The 15,175-nt window shown below is 66.6% G+C and carries 13 protein-coding genes and 3 tRNA genes; 12 read left to right on the top strand and 4 right to left on the bottom strand.

The window, feature by feature from the left end:
• Positions 1-95 precede the first annotated feature (95 nt).
• Positions 96-932: an LPS export ABC transporter ATP-binding protein gene (lptB, locus tag HGR_RS04980; RefSeq protein WP_006297028.1), complete on the bottom strand. Its 837-nt coding sequence runs from the start codon at positions 930-932 to the stop codon at positions 96-98.
• A 34-nt stretch (positions 933-966) separates the two neighbouring features.
• Positions 967-1,569: a lipopolysaccharide transport periplasmic protein LptA gene (gene lptA, locus HGR_RS04975; protein ID WP_006297027.1), complete on the bottom strand. Its 603-nt coding sequence runs from the start codon at positions 1,567-1,569 to the stop codon at positions 967-969.
• Between the two features lie 441 nt (positions 1,570-2,010).
• Between lptA and gshB the strand changes: the two genes are divergently transcribed.
• On the top strand, positions 2,011-2,973 hold the full coding sequence (gene gshB, locus HGR_RS04970) for a glutathione synthase (RefSeq protein WP_006297026.1): 963 nt from the start codon (positions 2,011-2,013) through the stop codon (positions 2,971-2,973).
• A gap of 53 nt (positions 2,974-3,026) precedes the next feature.
• Here gshB and thiL read toward each other — a convergent pair whose 3' ends face one another.
• Both thiL and apaG read right to left on the bottom strand, forming a co-directional pair.
• Positions 3,027-4,100: a thiamine-phosphate kinase gene (gene thiL, locus HGR_RS04965; RefSeq protein WP_039852449.1), complete on the bottom strand. Its 1,074-nt coding sequence runs from the start codon at positions 4,098-4,100 to the stop codon at positions 3,027-3,029.
• Positions 4,101-4,116: 16 nt separating this feature from the next.
• A complete protein-coding gene (apaG, locus tag HGR_RS04960) occupies positions 4,117-4,512 on the bottom strand; it encodes a Co2+/Mg2+ efflux protein ApaG (protein WP_006297024.1) in 396 nt (131 codons plus the stop codon).
• A 115-nt stretch (positions 4,513-4,627) separates the two neighbouring features.
• Here apaG and rpe point away from each other — a divergent pair, with 115 nt between their 5' ends.
• The 11 genes from rpe to HGR_RS04905 all read left to right on the top strand — a co-directional run bounded on the left by rpe (position 4,628) and on the right by HGR_RS04905 (position 15,024).
• Positions 4,628-5,320: a ribulose-phosphate 3-epimerase gene (gene rpe, locus HGR_RS04955; RefSeq protein WP_039852425.1), complete on the top strand. Its 693-nt coding sequence runs from the start codon at positions 4,628-4,630 to the stop codon at positions 5,318-5,320.
• Positions 5,321-5,652: 332 nt separating this feature from the next.
• Complete coding sequence (locus HGR_RS16740) at positions 5,653-8,790, top strand: EAL domain-containing protein (protein ID WP_006297022.1); 3,138 nt, start codon at positions 5,653-5,655, stop codon at positions 8,788-8,790.
• Between the two features lie 257 nt (positions 8,791-9,047).
• Positions 9,048-10,577, top strand: a complete 1,530-nt coding sequence (trpE, locus tag HGR_RS04945; RefSeq protein ID WP_006297021.1) for an anthranilate synthase component I — start codon at positions 9,048-9,050, stop codon at positions 10,575-10,577.
• Positions 10,578-10,591: 14 nt separating this feature from the next.
• Positions 10,592-11,167 carry an aminodeoxychorismate/anthranilate synthase component II gene (locus HGR_RS04940; protein ID WP_006297020.1) on the top strand — a complete coding sequence of 192 codons (576 nt, stop codon included), beginning with the start codon at positions 10,592-10,594 and terminating at the stop codon, positions 11,165-11,167.
• Positions 11,164-11,841 carry a LysE family translocator gene (locus tag HGR_RS04935; RefSeq protein WP_006297019.1) on the top strand — a complete coding sequence of 226 codons (678 nt, stop codon included), beginning with the start codon at positions 11,164-11,166 and terminating at the stop codon, positions 11,839-11,841. Before HGR_RS04940 ends, HGR_RS04935 begins: the two co-directional genes overlap by 4 nt.
• Positions 11,842-11,874: 33 nt before the next feature.
• Positions 11,875-12,903, top strand: a complete 1,029-nt coding sequence (gene trpD, locus HGR_RS04930) for an anthranilate phosphoribosyltransferase (protein ID WP_006297018.1) — start codon at positions 11,875-11,877, stop codon at positions 12,901-12,903.
• Between the two features lie 20 nt (positions 12,904-12,923).
• The gene (gene trpC, locus HGR_RS04925) at positions 12,924-13,736 is read left to right on the top strand and encodes an indole-3-glycerol phosphate synthase TrpC (RefSeq protein ID WP_006297017.1); all 813 of its coding nucleotides are present in this window, start codon (positions 12,924-12,926) and stop codon (positions 13,734-13,736) included.
• A gap of 22 nt (positions 13,737-13,758) precedes the next feature.
• Positions 13,759-14,550 (top strand): uracil-DNA glycosylase, encoded by a 792-nt coding sequence (locus tag HGR_RS04920; RefSeq protein WP_006297016.1) that lies wholly within the window; start codon positions 13,759-13,761, stop codon positions 14,548-14,550.
• Positions 14,551-14,659: 109 nt separating this feature from the next.
• Positions 14,660-14,745 (top strand) — tRNA-Tyr (locus tag HGR_RS04915).
• Positions 14,746-14,812: 67 nt separating this feature from the next.
• Positions 14,813-14,886 (top strand) — tRNA-Gly (locus HGR_RS04910).
• Positions 14,887-14,949: 63 nt separating this feature from the next.
• Positions 14,950-15,024, top strand: a tRNA-Thr gene (locus HGR_RS04905).
• Positions 15,025-15,175 lie beyond the last annotated feature (151 nt).

Here is a 15,175-nt window from a genome sequence, read left to right as displayed (position 1 = left end):
CGCCCATGTGAGCGCCGCCGGGCCGCCCCAAGGCGCGAAGGCCCCCCCGGGGGGCAGCGCAGTACACGGAGTGACAAGCGTGGGGGCCAACATGCTTACATCTTGAAGTTTTCGCCGAGGTACACGCGGCGTACGTCGGCGTTGTTGACGATGTCGGCGGGCGTGCCCTCGGCCAGCACGCGGCCCTCGCTGATGATGTAGGCGTGGTCGCAGATGCCCAAGGTCTCGCGCACGTTGTGGTCAGTGATCAGCACGCCCAGTCCGCGCGATTTCAGGAAGCTGATGATGCGCTGGATCTCGATCACCGCGATGGGGTCGATGCCCGCGAAGGGCTCGTCGAGCAGGATGAAGCGCGGCTGCGTGGCCAGCGCGCGCGCGATCTCGACGCGGCGCCGCTCACCCCCCGAGAGCGCGAGCGAGGGCGACAGGCGCAGCTTCTCGACGCGCAAGTCCTGCAGCAGGCTCGTGAGTCGGTGCTCGATCTCGTCGCGTTTCAGCCGTTTGCCCTTGTCGTCGTGCTGCAGTTCCAGCACGGCGCGCACGTTGTCCTCGACGTTGAGCTTGCGAAAGATTGAGGCTTCCTGCGGCAGATAGGACAGACCCATGCGCGCGCGCTGGTGGATGGGCATGTGTTCCACGCGTTGGCCATCGATTTCAATGGCGCCCGCGCTGGCGCGCACCAGGCCCACGATCATGTAGAAGCTGGTGGTCTTGCCCGCGCCATTGGGGCCGAGCAGACCCACCACTTCGCCGCGTCGCACGGCGAGTGACACATCCTTCACGGCTTCGCGGCTGCCATAGAACTTCTTGAGGTTACGCGCCTCCAGGCGGCTGGCTTGCGCGGGGTCGAACTCGGCGTGGGAGACCCCGGGGGCCTGGCTCGCGGATGCGGGGGCGCTCGCGGGCGCCGTGGTCGTGTGCTGTTCACTCATGCGTGTGTCGATGGCCGGGGTGGGCGCGGAGGCGTTAACGGGCGCCGCGCGCGGGCGTCGGGGCGAGGCGGGCGTCGTCGCGCAGGTTCAGGTCTTGTTTCACGCTGCTGGTGGTCGGCGTCTTGCCCGTGGCCGCCGGCGCTCCCGCGGTCCCGGCCGGCGTGGCGGGTGTGGCTGGGGTGGTCGTGCGCGGGGACAGGGTGGCGCGCACCCGGGTGTCGGTGCCCGGCCGCGGGGCCACGCCGCCGGTGGCGCGCGCCCCGTCGATGGTGAAGATGTCCTTCAGGTTGTCGTAGACGACCACCTGGCCGGTCATGATGTCGGCTTCGGCGCCGCTGCGCAGGCGGCGCAGGACGGCGTCGCCCAAGAGCTTGAACACGTCGGTGCGGCCGTCGTATTCGATGGTGTTGCTTTCCGCCACCACCGTTTCATCCATGCCCTCGCGCAGTTGCGTGAACCGGGCGCGCTGGCCCAACGCTGCGGTGATGTTGCCGTACTGATAGCCCAGGGCGTCCTGACGAACTTCTATGCGCTCCCCTTCGATCCGGATGCCGCCGCGCGTCAGCACGACGTTGCCACTGAACACACTGATCTGTCGCTGGTCGTCGTAGCGCAGCGCGTCCGCCTCGATGTGCATGGCTTGGGGGACCGGAGCCGCTGCTGCTGGCGCTGTCGTGGTGCCTGGGCTCGGGGTCGCGGCCTTCGTCTGCGCGCCCGCTGACAGGCTGGCGACCACCCAAAAGCAAGCGCCCCAGGCGAAACCCAAGCGAGACAGAAACAGGCGGAGCGGAGAGCAGCGGGAGGGCATCGCAGGACGGAAGGGCGGGAAGGAAGGGCGGGAAGGAAGGGCGGTGTGCCGTTTTAAAACCTGGACATGACCGCTGGGGGCGGTGCGGGAGGAGCCAGCCGAACGGGCAAGCTGAATGGGAGGGCCATTTTAAACACCACTGAAAACTGGCTCGGGTTTTGCTTGTCCCTGCATCCGGAATGCACGGGCCCGGCGCTTGGGCGCCCGGCGTCTGCGGCCTTTGCAGGGCAGCGATCCATGCGATCCGCAATTCGTGCGAGACTTCCCCGCATGAAGTTCCTGTTCATCGCCGACCCGCTCGAGTCCTTCAAGATCAACAAAGACAGCACCTACGCCATGATGCGGGAGTCGGCGCGCCGAGGGCACGAGCTGGCGGCTTGCGAACCCGGTCGATTGCGATGGGTGTCGGACGGGCGAACCGGCGGCCCCGTGCGGGCGCAGGTGCGAGACATCGTGCTCACGGGCCATTCCGATCCGTGGTTTCGCGAGTCGACCGTGAGAGACACGGCATTGCGTGACTTTGACGCCGTTCTGATGCGCAAGGACCCGCCTTTCGACAGCGAGTATTTCTATGCCACCCACTTGCTGGAGCAGGCCGAGCGCGAAGGCGCACGGGTCTACAACAAGCCGCGTGCGCTGCGTGACCACCCTGAAAAGCTCGCCATCTTGGAGTTTCCCCAATTCATCGCGCCCACCCTGGTCACGCGCGAGCCGCAAGCGGTACGGGACTTTCACTCGGAACACCGCGACATCATCCTCAAGCCGCTCGATGGCATGGGCGGCATGGGCATCTTCCGCGTCAAGGACGATGGCCTGAATCTGGGCAGCATCATCGAAACCCTGAACCAGGATGGCGCGCAGACCCTGATGGTGCAAAAGTTCATCCCCGCCATCGCCCAGGGTGACAAGCGCATCCTCGTGATTGGTGGCCAGCCCGTGCCGTATGCCCTGGCGCGCATTCCCCAGGGCGGCGAGGTGCGGGGCAACTTGGCGGCTGGCGGCAAGGGCGTGGCTCAGCCGCTGACCGCGCGAGACCGTGAAATCGCCGACAGCCTGGGGCCCTTGCTCGCATCGCGGGGCCTCCTGCTCGTGGGGCTGGATGTGATCGGTGAGCAGCTGACCGAGATCAATGTGACCAGCCCGACGTGCTTCCAGGAGATCAGCGACCAGAGCGGCTTTGATGTGGCCAAGCGCTTCGTCGACGCCCTGGAAGCCGCCATCGCGGCTGGCTAGCGCCTTGCGCTTCGCGTACCGGCCGCCTCGCGCCACGCCCGATGTTCGGGGGCTCAGGCGAAATGGTCGAAGGACGCGAACCGGCCGGCGAGCCGCTGGCCCTGGGCGTCCACCACGCGCAGGCCTTCCTGTGCCTCGATCTGGCCAATGCGGGTCACCGGCGTGTTGGCGACCGCGGCCGCGGTCGCCACGGCCTCGCGCCGGTTGGCCGGCGCTGTGAAGAGCAGCTCGTAATCATCTCCTCCTGACAAGACCAGGCTCAGGCGTTCGGGCGGGGTGAGCGCGTTGCCATCGAGGCGGTGCGAGGCCAGCAGTTCGCTCAACACCGGTGCCAGCAAGCGCGCGCCGCAACGCGAGGCTTCCAGGATGTGCTGCAGGTCGCCGACCAAGCCGTCGCTCAGGTCCATGCAGGCGTTGGCAATGCCACGCAGCGCCACGCCCAGGGCCACGCGTGGCGTGGGGCGCTCCAACCGGCCGCGTGCGGTTTTCAATACCTCGGGCGGCAACTGCAGCCAGCGGGCCGCAGCGGGGCCACGTTCGCCGCGCTGGGCCTTGATCGCCAGCAGCGCGAGCCGGGCGTCGCCCAGCGTGCCGCTGACCCAGATGTCATCACCCGGCCGCGCCCCCGATCGCAGCAGGGCCTGACCGCGGCCCTGCGCCGCAGGCACCGAACCCAAGACCGTGATGCAAATGTTGAGCGGGCCGCGCGTGGTGTCCCCGCCGATCAAGGTGCAGCCCTGGGCGTCGGCCAGGGCGAACAGTCCGCGCGTGAAAGCGTCGACCCAGGCTTCGCGCGCGGCATTGCTGTCGGGCAAGGCCAGCGCGAGCGTGAAGGCCACGGGTTGGGCGCCGCAGGCGGCCAGATCGCTGAGGTTCACGGCCAAGGCCTTGTGGCCCAGCGCCTCGGGGGCCACGTCGGGGAAGAAGTGCTGTCCTTCGACCAGCATGTCGGTGCTGATCGCCCATTGCATCGAGGACGGCGCGTCCGGGGGCTGGCCAGGCATCAGGCCCGGCGGGGCTTGCAGCAAGGCGCAGTCATCGCCGATGCCCAGGGCCACGGCTGGGTTGCGCGGCGCGGCGTTGCGCTGAAAGTAGCGCGCGATCAGCTCGAATTCGCCGAGGGCCATGCTGTCGGCCGCCAGCTCAGTGCAGGGTCCGCTGGCCACCGCCCGTGCTCAGGGCGTCCAGCACGAACAGCGGGATGTCCACGTCAAAGCGATCACCCTCTTCCGTGACGAAGAAATAGCTGCCGTGCATGGTGCCGGTGGGCGTGCGCAGGCGCGCGCCGCTGGTGTATTCGAAACGCATGCCGGGCTTGAGCAAGGGTTGCTGGCCCACCACGCCCAGGCCGCGCACCTTCTCGGTGTGGCCGTTGGCGTCGTTCACATTCCAGCTGCGCGAAATGAGCTGCGCCGCCACGTCGCCCCGATTGGTGATGGTGATCGTGTAGGCGAAGGCGTAAATGCCGCGCGCCGGATCGGACTGCTCGGGCAGGTGACGCGGCTGGGTTTCGATCAGGATGTCGGTGGGGTCGGACATGGCGGGTGGCGCGAAGGCTGGAACACGTGAACGAGGAGGGCCGGCAGACTGTCATCCTACCTGCGAAAATACCTTTTGACTTCCCCTGACTTTGGCCCGCATGCGGGCCCCCGCCATGAGCCATACCGCCCCCCCTGCCTACCGCATTGCCCCCTCCATCCTGTCCGCCGACTTCGCCCGCCTGGGTGATGAGCTGAAGAACGTCATTGCCGCTGGCGCGGACTGGATCCATTTCGACGTGATGGACAACCATTACGTGCCCAACCTGACCTTCGGCCCCATGATTTGTCAGGCGCTCAAGCCCCACGCGAAACGCGCGGATGGCACGCCCGTGCCCTTGGACGTGCACATGATGGTTCAGCCGGTCGACGCGCTGGCGGCGGCCTTCGCCGAGTCGGGCGCGGACCTCATCAGCTTCCACCCCGACGCCTCCCCGCACGTGCACCGCAGCATCCAGGCCATCAAGGCCAAGGGCGTGAAGGCGGGCCTGACCTTCAACCCGGCCGCTCCGCTGGACGTCTTGGATTGGGTGATCGAGGACATCGACCTGATCTTGATCATGAGCGTTAACCCGGGATTCGGGGGGCAGAGCTTCATTGACTCGGCGCTGCGCAAGATCGAAGCCGCGCGCAAGCGCATCGAGGCGTGTGGCAAGGACATCCGCCTGGAAGTGGACGGCGGCATCAAGGTCGACAACATCCGCCGCGTGGCCGACGCCGGGGCGGACACGTTCGTGGCGGGCAGCGCCATTTTCGGCAAGCCGGACTACAAGGCGGTGGTGGATGCCATGCGCCGGGCGCTGGCTTAGCCCGAAAAGCAAGGCCGAAGCCCATCATCCATGGGCTTTGTTCCCTGCGGGGTCCTGCTACGCTAGGACAACCATAGGGGTATGCGGACATGGCGCGAAGGTGGTGGATGAGACGGGGCGCCCGACAAGAGGCAGATGAGCGGGTGGTCCCGAGCGCTGACGCCTGGGCCGCTGAGCCGTCGCACGCGGCGCCTCACACGGGGGATGCGCGTGGTTGGCGTGCCAAGGTCGAGGCGTTGGGCCGTGCAACGTTCGCTTCCGCCTCGGGCTTCTCCACATTCCAGGCGGATGCCGCGCCCAAGGCGGGGCGGCACACTCGGACCCATTGCCGAGTGAGGCTGGCGCTCTACTTCGTGCTCCTGGCCGTCGGGGTGGTGGCGTGGCTCCAGAGCCGTCAGCAAATGCGTCTCGAGGAGGTGCGGCAGGCGGACGCGGAAGTCATCCGGGTCGCCGCGCTGCAGGAGACATTCGCACAACGACTGCGCCTTCAGCTCACCCGTTTGCAGGCCAGGCTGGATTCCGGCGAGACCAGCATCGATGCGCTGAACGAGACCGTGCATCTCATGCAGACCCAGGCCGAGGCGCTGGACACGCTGCTCGGTGAGCAGCACGAGCTTCCCGCTGCCGAGTCCGAGCCCGCGGACGAATTGAGGCAGACCATCACCCGCTGGCAGGATCAGCGCGAAAGGATCTGGTACCACACGCAATCCCTGCTCTGGCATGTGGATGGGGCCGATCCCGCTGGGCGTGAACGCGCCATTGCGCGGCTCTATGCCGAGTTGGATGTCTTCACGGGCACCCTTCAGCGACTGGGGCGTGATCTGCAGGAGGCCGCGCAGTGGCGCGCGTCCGAGACGCGGCGGGGCATCCGGGTTGCTTTCCTCGTCACCCTGGTGCTTCTGTTCCTGCTGATGCTGGGGGTTGCCGAGCCGCTGGTGCGTTTTGTGCGCGAGCAAAACGCGAGCCTGCGCCAGCAGACGCAACAACGCCGTCAACTGGCACTGGTCGCCGAGCGCACGGCCAACTGGGTGGCCATGCTCGATGGCGCCGGTCGGGTGCTCTGGTGCAACGACGCCTTCCTGCGTGGCAAGGGGTTGCCACGCGAGCAAGTCATTGGAGTTCAGGGCGTGCTGTTGGGACAAGCCGACGATGGCGAAGCCCGCGAGCAGGCGTTGCTGGAGGAGTTGCGCCAGGGCAGGCCCGTGCGCACCGAGATACTGCATCGGGCCGCGGACGGTCGCGAGGTTTGGCTGGACGTGGACTACCAACCCATTCGTGGGGCGGAGGGGGAGCCTCAGGGGTGCACCTTGGTCGCCACCGACATCACCGAGGCCCAAAGTCAGCGCTTGCGCCTGCGCGCGCTGATCGACGCCGTGCCCGTGGGCGTGGTGCTTCAGGATTTGGAGGGGCGCGTGCTCGACTGCAATGTGCTGGCCGCCGAGATGCTGGGCTTGCCCGTGGATACCCTGGTGGGTCGCGTGGGGTTGTCGGCGCAAGGGGTCACCACCGTCCGCGCGGACATGACGCCTTATCCGGAGGACGAGCGCCCGACGCAACGCACGCTGCGCACGGGCCAACCGCTGCGCGCGGAATCCGTCGGCATCGTGCTGCCCGGCGCGCCGGTGCGCTGGCTGCTGACCAACACCCAGCCGCTGCGCGATGCGGCGGGGCACATGACGGGCGTGGCGTCCAGTGTCATCGACGTGACCGAGCAACGGGACCAGCAGCAACTGTTGTCGATCGCGGTGGAAAGTGCCGCGCTCGGGGTCTGGCAATGGGACTTCGCCAGCGGCCGCTTGGAGGTGAACGAGCGTTTCTACGCCCTGCTGGGGTATGCCAGTGGCTCCTTGGAGTTGACGGCGCGCACCCTCGTGGACCTGATCCATCCCGAGGACCTCGATGCGATGTCGCGGGCCCTGCGCGCAAACCTGCGCGATTCACGCCGCCCCGTGCACGTGCAGATGCGCGTGCGTCACGCGGACGGCCGCTGGCGCTGGATGCTTTTCTCCGGCACGGTGGTGTCGCGCGATGGTCGTGGCCGCGCGGCGCGCATGGCGGGCGTCTGCTACGACGTCAGCGCGCAAAAGGAGCTGGAAGAACAGTTGCGCCAGAGCGCGCGCATCGACAGCCTGACTCACCTGCCCAACCGTGCCGAGTTGCTGCGCCGCATCCGAGCGGCCCTGGATCGCGCCCGCCGCGAGCCGGGCTACGGCTTCGCCGTGCTGTTCATGGACTTCGACCGCTTCAAGCAGGTCAATGACACGCTGGGCCATTCGGCCGGTGACGAGTTGCTGCGCCAGATCGCGGGGCGGCTGCAGGAGAGTCTGCGCGCGGGCGATGCCTTCGTTCAGGCCAGTGACATCGACGTGCTGACCGGTCAGCCCGCGCAGCAACTGGCGGCGCGCATCGGCGGTGACGAGTTCGTGGTGCTGCTGGACAACATCCGCAGCGACCTGGACGCCAAGGTTGTCGCCACGCGCTTGTTGCAGACCTTGGCGGAGCCCTACGAGATCGGCGGGCACCGCGTCAGTTCGACGGCCAGCATCGGCATCGTCACGCCCACGCACATGGCCGACGACCCAGACAGCGTGCTGCGTGACGCCGACATCGCGATGTACGAGGCCAAGCGGCAGGGGCGTGGACGCTATGAACTGTTCGAGCCATCCCTACGCAAGCGCGTGCACGACGACGCCGAACTGGAAAATGACCTGCGCCAAGCCCTGGCCCGTGACGAGATCCGCGTGGTCTACCAGCCCTTGATCGATCTGGCCACGGGACGGCTCGCCAGCGTGGAAGCGCTGGCGCGCTGGCATCACCCCAAGCGCGGGCTGATTTCTCCGCTGGCTTTCATCCCGGTGGCCGAGGGCTCTGGCCTGATCGGCCCCTTGGGGGAGCGTGTGCTGCGCACGGCTTGCCATGAGCTGGTGCGCCTGCGACAGATGCTGGGCGACCGCGCACCGCAGACGGTGTCGGTCAACGTGTCGCGGGCGCAGTTGCGGCAGACGGACTTTGTCGCGCGCCTGTCCGAGTTGCTCAGAAGCACGGGCATCGGCCCCGAGGCCCTGATGCTGGAGGTCACCGAGAGCCTGGCCGCGCAGGACGAAGGTGTGCAGAGCGTGTTGCGTGAGGTGAGTGCGTTGGGCGTGGCCTTGTCCTTGGACGATTTCGGCACGGGGTATTCATCCTTGTCCTGCTTGCATGCGTTGCCTGTGAATCAAGTGAAGGTGGACCGCTCCTTCGTGAGCGAGGCGCTGGACAGCAATTACCACCGCGTGATGATCGAGGCCACCATCCGCATGGCCAAGGCCTTGCACCTGCAGACCGTGGCCGAGGGCATCGAGACCCTGGAGCAGGCCGCGCTGATGCAGTACCTGGGCATCAACAAGGGTCAGGGCTACCTCTACAGTCATCCGCTGAACGCAGGAGAGCTGGAGGCGTGGGCGGGCCAGCAGGCCGCGCACACGCGCTGAAGGCGCCAACGCCTCTTTGCTCAAGCTCTGGGCCCCGTGCCTACCGAAGGTGCTATAAAGCAGCCTATGTTCATTCATCGCCTCATCAGCAAAGGTTGCAGCGACCGGGGAGCCTGGCCCTGGCGTCGGCCTGCTCGCTTGTCAAGCTGATGCGCGGCGCGCGCCGCGCGCCCCTGGGCCGTGCAACGCAAGGCCTGTCCGAATGAACGCGTGACCGTCCCCTGGCGGGGCGGTCCGCACGAGCCGGAGGCTCTCCCTTGATCACCGAACTTGAATTCAAAAGCCTGGTTCAGGCTGGCTATAACCGCATCCCCCTCATTGCCGAGGCCTTTGCCGATCTCGAAACACCGCTCTCGCTCTACCTCAAGCTGGCCCATGTGCAGGATGGCGGCCGCAACAGCTTTCTGCTGGAATCCGTCGTCGGCGGCGAGCGCTTTGGTCGCTACAGTTTCATCGGTTTGCCCGCGCGGGTCTGGCTGCGCAGCAGCGGCTTCGGCGCGCACGCACGCACCGACGTTCTGCGCGATGGGAACGTGATCGAAACCGACCGTGGCAATCCGCTGGACTTCATCACGGCTTACCAGCAGCGTTTCAAGGTCGCGCTGACGCCAGGCTTGCCGCGCTTTTGCGGTGGCCTGGCGGGCTACTTTGGGTACGACGCCGTGCGCTACATCGAGAAGAAACTCGAGGATTCCTGCCCGCCGGACACGCTGGGCATGCCCGACATCCTGTTGTTGCAGTGCGAGGAGCTGGCCGTCATCGACAACTTGTCGGGCAAGCTGTACCTCATCGTGTACGTCGACCCGGCGCAACCGGAGGCTTACACGGCGGCCAAGCGCCGCTTGCGCGAGCTGCGTGATCGCCTGCGCGAGCCTGCCAGCGCGCCGCCCATCACGGCCCTCGCGCCCAGCGCCCACCACCCGGCCGAGCGCGAATTCGCGAAGGCCGACTACCTGAAGGCCGTGGAACGGGCCAAGGAGTTGATCGCCGCGGGCGATTTCATGCAGGTGCAGGTGGGCCAGCGCATCAGCAAGAAGTTCGAGTCGCATCCGCTGTCGTTGTACCGAGCGCTGCGCACGCTCAATCCCTCGCCCTACATGTATTACTACGACTTTGGCGAGAGCCAAGTCGTGGGCGCTTCGCCGGAAATCCTGGTGCGGCAGGAGCGGGTGGCTGCCCCCGGCACGGCCACGGGTTCGGCGCAGAAGATCACGATCCGTCCCTTGGCGGGCACGCGTCCGCGTGGCGCCACGCCCGAGGCCGATCTGGCCGCCGAGCAGGAACTGGTCAGCGACCCCAAGGAGCGCGCCGAGCACGTCATGCTGATCGATCTGGCGCGCAACGACATCGGGCGCATCGCGCGCATCGGCAGCGTCAAGGTGACCGAGGCTTTCGCGGTGGAGCGTTACAGCCACGTCATGCACATCGTCAGCAACGTCGAAGGATTGCTCAAGGACGGCATGGGCAGCATGGACGTGCTCAAGGCCACCTTCCCGGCGGGCACGCTGACCGGCGCACCCAAGGTGCACGCCATGGAACTGATCGACCAGCTCGAGCCGAGCAAGCGCGGTCTCTACGGCGGTGCCTGCGGTTACCTGAGCTATGCAGGCGACATGGACTTGGCCATCGCCATCCGCACCGGCGTGGTCAAGGGCGGGCGGCTGTATGTGCAAGCCGCCGCAGGCGTCGTGGCCGATTCCGTGCCCGAGCTGGAGTGGAAGGAAACCGAGGCCAAGGCGCGTGCGCTGCTGCGAGCCGCCGAGCTGGTTGAAGAAGGTCTGGAGTGAAAGGAAGCCGCACCATGAAACTCTTGATGATCGACAACTACGACAGCTTCACCTACAACCTGGTCCAGTATTTCGGCGAACTCGGCGCCGAGGTCGAGGTGTTCCGTAACGATGAGATCACGGTGGAGGGCGTGGCGCAGCGCCGCCCCGACCGGCTCGTGGTCTCCCCCGGGCCTTGTTCGCCCGCGGAGGCGGGCATCTCGATCGCGGCCATTCAGCACTTCGCGGGCAAGCTGCCCGTCCTGGGGGTGTGCCTGGGACACCAGAGCATCGGCGCGGCCTTCGGCGGCAAGGTGGTCCGCGCACGCGAGTTGATGCATGGCAAGACCAGCGAGATCACCACGACTCGCCAGGGCGTGTTCGCCGGCCTGCCCGAGAAATTCACGGTCAATCGCTACCACTCCCTGGCCGTCGAGCGCGCGAGCTGTCCGCCCGAGCTGGAGGTGACGGCCTGGACCGACGACGGTGAAATCATGGGGCTGCGTCACAAGACGCTGGACGTGGAGGGCGTGCAGTTCCATCCCGAGTCCATCCTGACCGAGCATGGGCATGCGATGCTGAAGAACTTCCTGGAGCGGCGCGCGCCATGAACCTGTTCGATCTGTCCTCCCTGGGCATCACTCACCTGCCCTTGTTCCTGCTGGCTGGTTTGCTGCTCAACCTCACGCCCGGGCCCGACGTGCTCTACATCACCAGCAGTGCCCTGCGCCAGGACGCGCGCGCGGGCGTGGTGGCCAGTTTGGGCATCACGACCGGTTGCTTCGTGCATGTCAGCGCTGCGGCGCTGGGCGTCGGCGCCCTGCTCGCGGCGTCCGCCACCGCTTTCACCGTGCTCAAGTGGGTGGGTGCGGCTTATCTGTGCTGGACGGGCGTGAAGCTCTTGCTGGCCCGGGCAGCGGACGGTTCCGGGCTGGGTGACGGCGCCGCGATAACGAGGAGCCAGGCCGCCGTATCCCTGCGTGCCGTCTATGCGGGTGGATTTCTGACCAATGCGCTCAATCCCAAGGTGGCGATCTTTTTCCTCGCCTTCCTGCCCCAGTTCATCGTGCCCGAGGCGCCGCACAAGACCCTGGCCTTCCTCGTGCTGGGCTGCCTGTTCACGCTGGGCAGCATTCCCGTGGACATCGGCTGGGCACTCGCAGCGGCCTGGCTGGCCCGCCGCGCTTGGGTGCGTCGGAGCATGCACTGGCTCGACCGCCTGGCTGGCGCCATGTTCCTGGGCTTCGGCCTGCGCCTGGCGTTCTCCGACAATCCGTCCCGTTAACTGTCCGGCCTGATGGCGATGCAGGAAAAGACCATGAACATTTCCCCCCACGAAGCCTTGCAGCGGGTCATCGAGCACCGCGAGATCTTCCACGACGAGATGCTGCACATCATGCGGCTCATCATGAGCGGTGAAATGTCGCCGGTGATGATGGCCGCGCTGACCACGGGCTTGCGCGTGAAGAAGGAGACCATCGGCGAAATCACCGCCGCCGCGCAGGTGATGCGCGAGTTCTCGACCAAGGTCGAGGTGGCCGACGCCACGCACCTGGTCGACATCGTGGGCACGGGTGGCGATGGGGCCCACACCTTCAATATTTCCACCTGTGCCATGTTCGTCGCCGCGGCGGCGGGAGCCAAAGTCAGCAAGCATGGCGGGCGCAGCGTGTCCAGCAAGAGCGGCAGCGCCGACGTGATGGAGGCGCTGGGCGTCAACATCCACCTCAAGCCCGAGGCCATCGCGCGCTGCATCGCCGAGACCGGGGTCGGCTTCATGTTCGCCCCCAACCACCACCCAGCGATGAAGAACGTGGCCCCGGTGCGCAAGGAACTGGGCGTCAAGACCATCTTCAACATCCTCGGGCCGCTGACCAATCCGGCGAGCGCGCCCAATATCCTGATGGGCGTGTTCCATCCCGACCTGGTGGGTATCCAGGTGCGTGCCTTGCAAAGACTGGGCGCAACGCACGCCGTGGTGGTACACGGCAAGGACGGGTTGGACGAAATCAGCCTGGGCGCAGCGACCCTGGTCGGTGAACTGAAAGATGGGCAGATCCGCGAGTACGAAATCCATCCCGAGGACTTCGGCTTCCAGATGGCCAGCATGCGCCAGGTGCGGGTGGAAACCCCCGAAGCCTCGCGCGCCATGCTGCTGGGGGTGCTGGACGGCCAGCCTGGCGTGGCGAGTGATCTGGTGGCCTTGAATGCTGGCGCGGCGTTGTACGCCGCCGACGTGGTGCCCTCGATGGCCCAAGGCGTGTTGAAGGCGCAGGCCGCCATCGCCAGCGGCGCGGCCAAGGCCAAGCTAGCGCAACTGGTGGCCGTGGCCAGCCGGTTGGCATGAAGCAATAAGGGCGAATCGGCATGAGCGACATCCTGGAAAAAATCGTTACCGTCAAACGCGAGGAAGTCGCGGCGGCGGTCAAGAAGGTCTCCCTGGCGGCCATGCGCGCCGACGCCGAAAGCCGCGTGCTCACGCGCGACTTCGTGGGCGCCTTGCGCGGCAAGATCGGCAGGGGTCAGGCGGCGGTGATCGCCGAAGTGAAGAAGGCCAGCCCGAGCAAGGGCGTGCTGCGCGCGGACTTCATCCCCGCCGATATCGCGCAGAGTTATGCCGAAGGCAACACGGGCAGCGGCGGTAAGGTCTCGGCGGCCTGCCTGTCGGTGTTGACCGACCGGCAGTTCTTCCAGGGCCAACCCGACTACCTGAAGCAGGCCCGGGCTTCCTGCGATCTGCCCGTGCTGCGCAAGGACTTCTTGATCGACCCCTACCAGGTCTACGAGTCGCGCGCCATGGGGGCGGACTGCGTGCTGCTGATCGCGGCCTGCCTGGACGACGCGCAAATGCGTGACTTCGAAGCCATCGCCCTGGGGCTGGGCATGGCTGTGCTGGTGGAAGTACATGACGGCGCCGAGTTGGACCGGGCCCTCAAGCTCAAGACTCCCTTGATGGGCATCAACAACCGCAATCTGCGCACCTTCGAGGTCTCGCTCGACACGACGCTGGCCTTGCGGGAGCGGGTGCCCCCTGATCGTCTGCTGGTGACGGAATCCGGCATCCTGCAGCGCGCCGACGTGGCGCGCATGCGCGACGCGGGCGTGCACGCCTTCCTGGTCGGGGAGGCCGTCATGCGCGCGCCCGAGCCTGGCTTGGCCTTGGCTGAGCTGTTTGCCTGACGGTGTCCAGGCGGGTCGCGACATGAACGATCGGGTCGGCTTGGCCCCGCCGCAGGGGCTGTTCTCCGCCGAGCGACTGCGGGCCTGGGCGCCCGCGGAGTGGCTGGCTCCCTTGACGCCAGATTGGCGTGCTCTGGCGCAGACATTTTTCGACGGCGACGCCGGGCGGTCGCTGGGGCGGCAGATCCAGGCGCGGTTGGACGCTGGCGCGGTGATCTACCCGCCGCGTCCCCTGCGTGCGTTGGAACTCACCCCCCTCTCGGCCGTGCGCGTGTTGATCTTGGGGCAGGACCCGTACCATGGCGCCGGGCAGGCCGAAGGGCTGGCGTTTTCCGTCGCGCCCGGCGTCAAGCCGCCGCCTTCTTTGCGCAACATTCACAAGGAGCTGGCGCGGGACCCGCAACTGGCGCCTCGACCCGTCCCGGCAGACGGATCGTTGCAGGGCTGGGCCCGCCAAGGGGTGCTGCTGCTCAACACCTGCTTGACCGTGGAAGACAGCGAGCCGGCCAGCCATGCGGGGTTGGGGTGGGAAGTGCTCACTCAGCGGATCATCCTTGCTGTGACTGAACAAGTTTCTCCGGTTGTGTTCATGCTGTGGGGTGCCCACGCGCAAAAAGCGCTGGCGCACGCCTGCGCAGGCCAAGGTTGGAAGGAGGAGCGCGTCGGAGCCCAAGGTCGCCATCTGGTGTTGACGGCCAATCACCCTTCGCCGCTGTCGGCCCTGCGCGGCCCCCAACCTTTTCTGGGGTGCGGGCATTTCAGTCAGTCCAACAGCTTCTTGCAGGCACACGGGCGGGGTGCACTGACCTGGTGATCGTGTCCTCAAAGGCGCATGGCAGCCTGGGAGGTGTGCCTGACTGGGCGGGCCCTCGTCGGGGTGCTTCCAGTGTCAAGAAATCATGGCATAATCGCAGGCTCACCGTGGAGAGGTGGCCGAGTGGTTAATGGCAGCAGACTGTAAATCTGCCCTCTTACGAGTACGCTGGTTCGAATCCAGCCCTCTCCACCAGTGTTTGCGATGAACGGCAGAGTCGTCGCTGGTTCGGGCGTGTGATGCGCTGGGCTGGTGGCGCGAGGCGGGAGTAGTTCAATGGTAGAACCCCAGCCTTCCAAGCTGATGACGCGGGTTCGATTCCCGTCTCCCGCTCCAGCGGTTCATCGTTGAATGCGTGTGTGCTGGTGCGCAGGCCGGTCGGTGTTGAAGCTGAATTCTGCCCATGTGGCTCAGTGGTAGAGCACTCCCTTGGTAAGGGAGAGGTCGCGGGTCCGATTCCCGCCATGGGCACCATCTACAGGTGCGCGGTTGGTGCTGGCTGTGCCATCCGTTGCGCCTTGGTGTTTCAAGTCGTGTTGCTTTTCCTTTTCTGGAGAATTGAAAGATGGCAAAAGAGAAATTTGAGCGGACCAAGCCGCACGTGAACGTGGGCACGATTGGTCAC

This window comes from Hylemonella gracilis ATCC 19624, from assembly GCF_000211835.1.
Classification (GTDB): domain Bacteria; phylum Pseudomonadota; class Gammaproteobacteria; order Burkholderiales; family Burkholderiaceae_C; genus Hylemonella; species Hylemonella gracilis.
The sequence above is the reverse complement of the archived record's forward strand: the minus strand, read 5'-3'. Positions and strand labels throughout refer to the sequence as shown.

What these genes read in the sequence shown, in the direction of transcription:
- HGR_RS04935 (WP_006297019.1), top strand. Translation starts at nt 11,164, where the DNA reads ATGAACCTGTTCGATCTGTCCTCCCTGGGCATCACTCACCTGCCCTTG.
- rpe (WP_039852425.1), top strand. Translation starts at nt 4,628, where the DNA reads ATGAGCCATACCGCCCCCCCTGCCTACCGCATTGCCCCCTCCATCCTG.
- thiL (WP_039852449.1), bottom strand. Translation starts at nt 4,100, where the DNA reads ATGGCCCTCGGCGAATTCGAGCTGATCGCGCGCTACTTTCAGCGCAAC.
- gshB (WP_006297026.1), top strand. Translation starts at nt 2,011, where the DNA reads ATGAAGTTCCTGTTCATCGCCGACCCGCTCGAGTCCTTCAAGATCAAC.
- trpC (WP_006297017.1), top strand. Translation starts at nt 12,924, where the DNA reads ATGAGCGACATCCTGGAAAAAATCGTTACCGTCAAACGCGAGGAAGTC.
- HGR_RS04920 (WP_006297016.1), top strand. Translation starts at nt 13,759, where the DNA reads ATGAACGATCGGGTCGGCTTGGCCCCGCCGCAGGGGCTGTTCTCCGCC.
- lptA (WP_006297027.1), bottom strand. Translation starts at nt 1,569, where the DNA reads ATGCACATCGAGGCGGACGCGCTGCGCTACGACGACCAGCGACAGATC.
- apaG (WP_006297024.1), bottom strand. Translation starts at nt 4,512, where the DNA reads ATGTCCGACCCCACCGACATCCTGATCGAAACCCAGCCGCGTCACCTG.
- HGR_RS04940 (WP_006297020.1), top strand. Translation starts at nt 10,592, where the DNA reads ATGAAACTCTTGATGATCGACAACTACGACAGCTTCACCTACAACCTG.
- lptB (WP_006297028.1), bottom strand. Translation starts at nt 932, where the DNA reads ATGAGTGAACAGCACACGACCACGGCGCCCGCGAGCGCCCCCGCATCC.
- trpD (WP_006297018.1), top strand. Translation starts at nt 11,875, where the DNA reads ATGAACATTTCCCCCCACGAAGCCTTGCAGCGGGTCATCGAGCACCGC.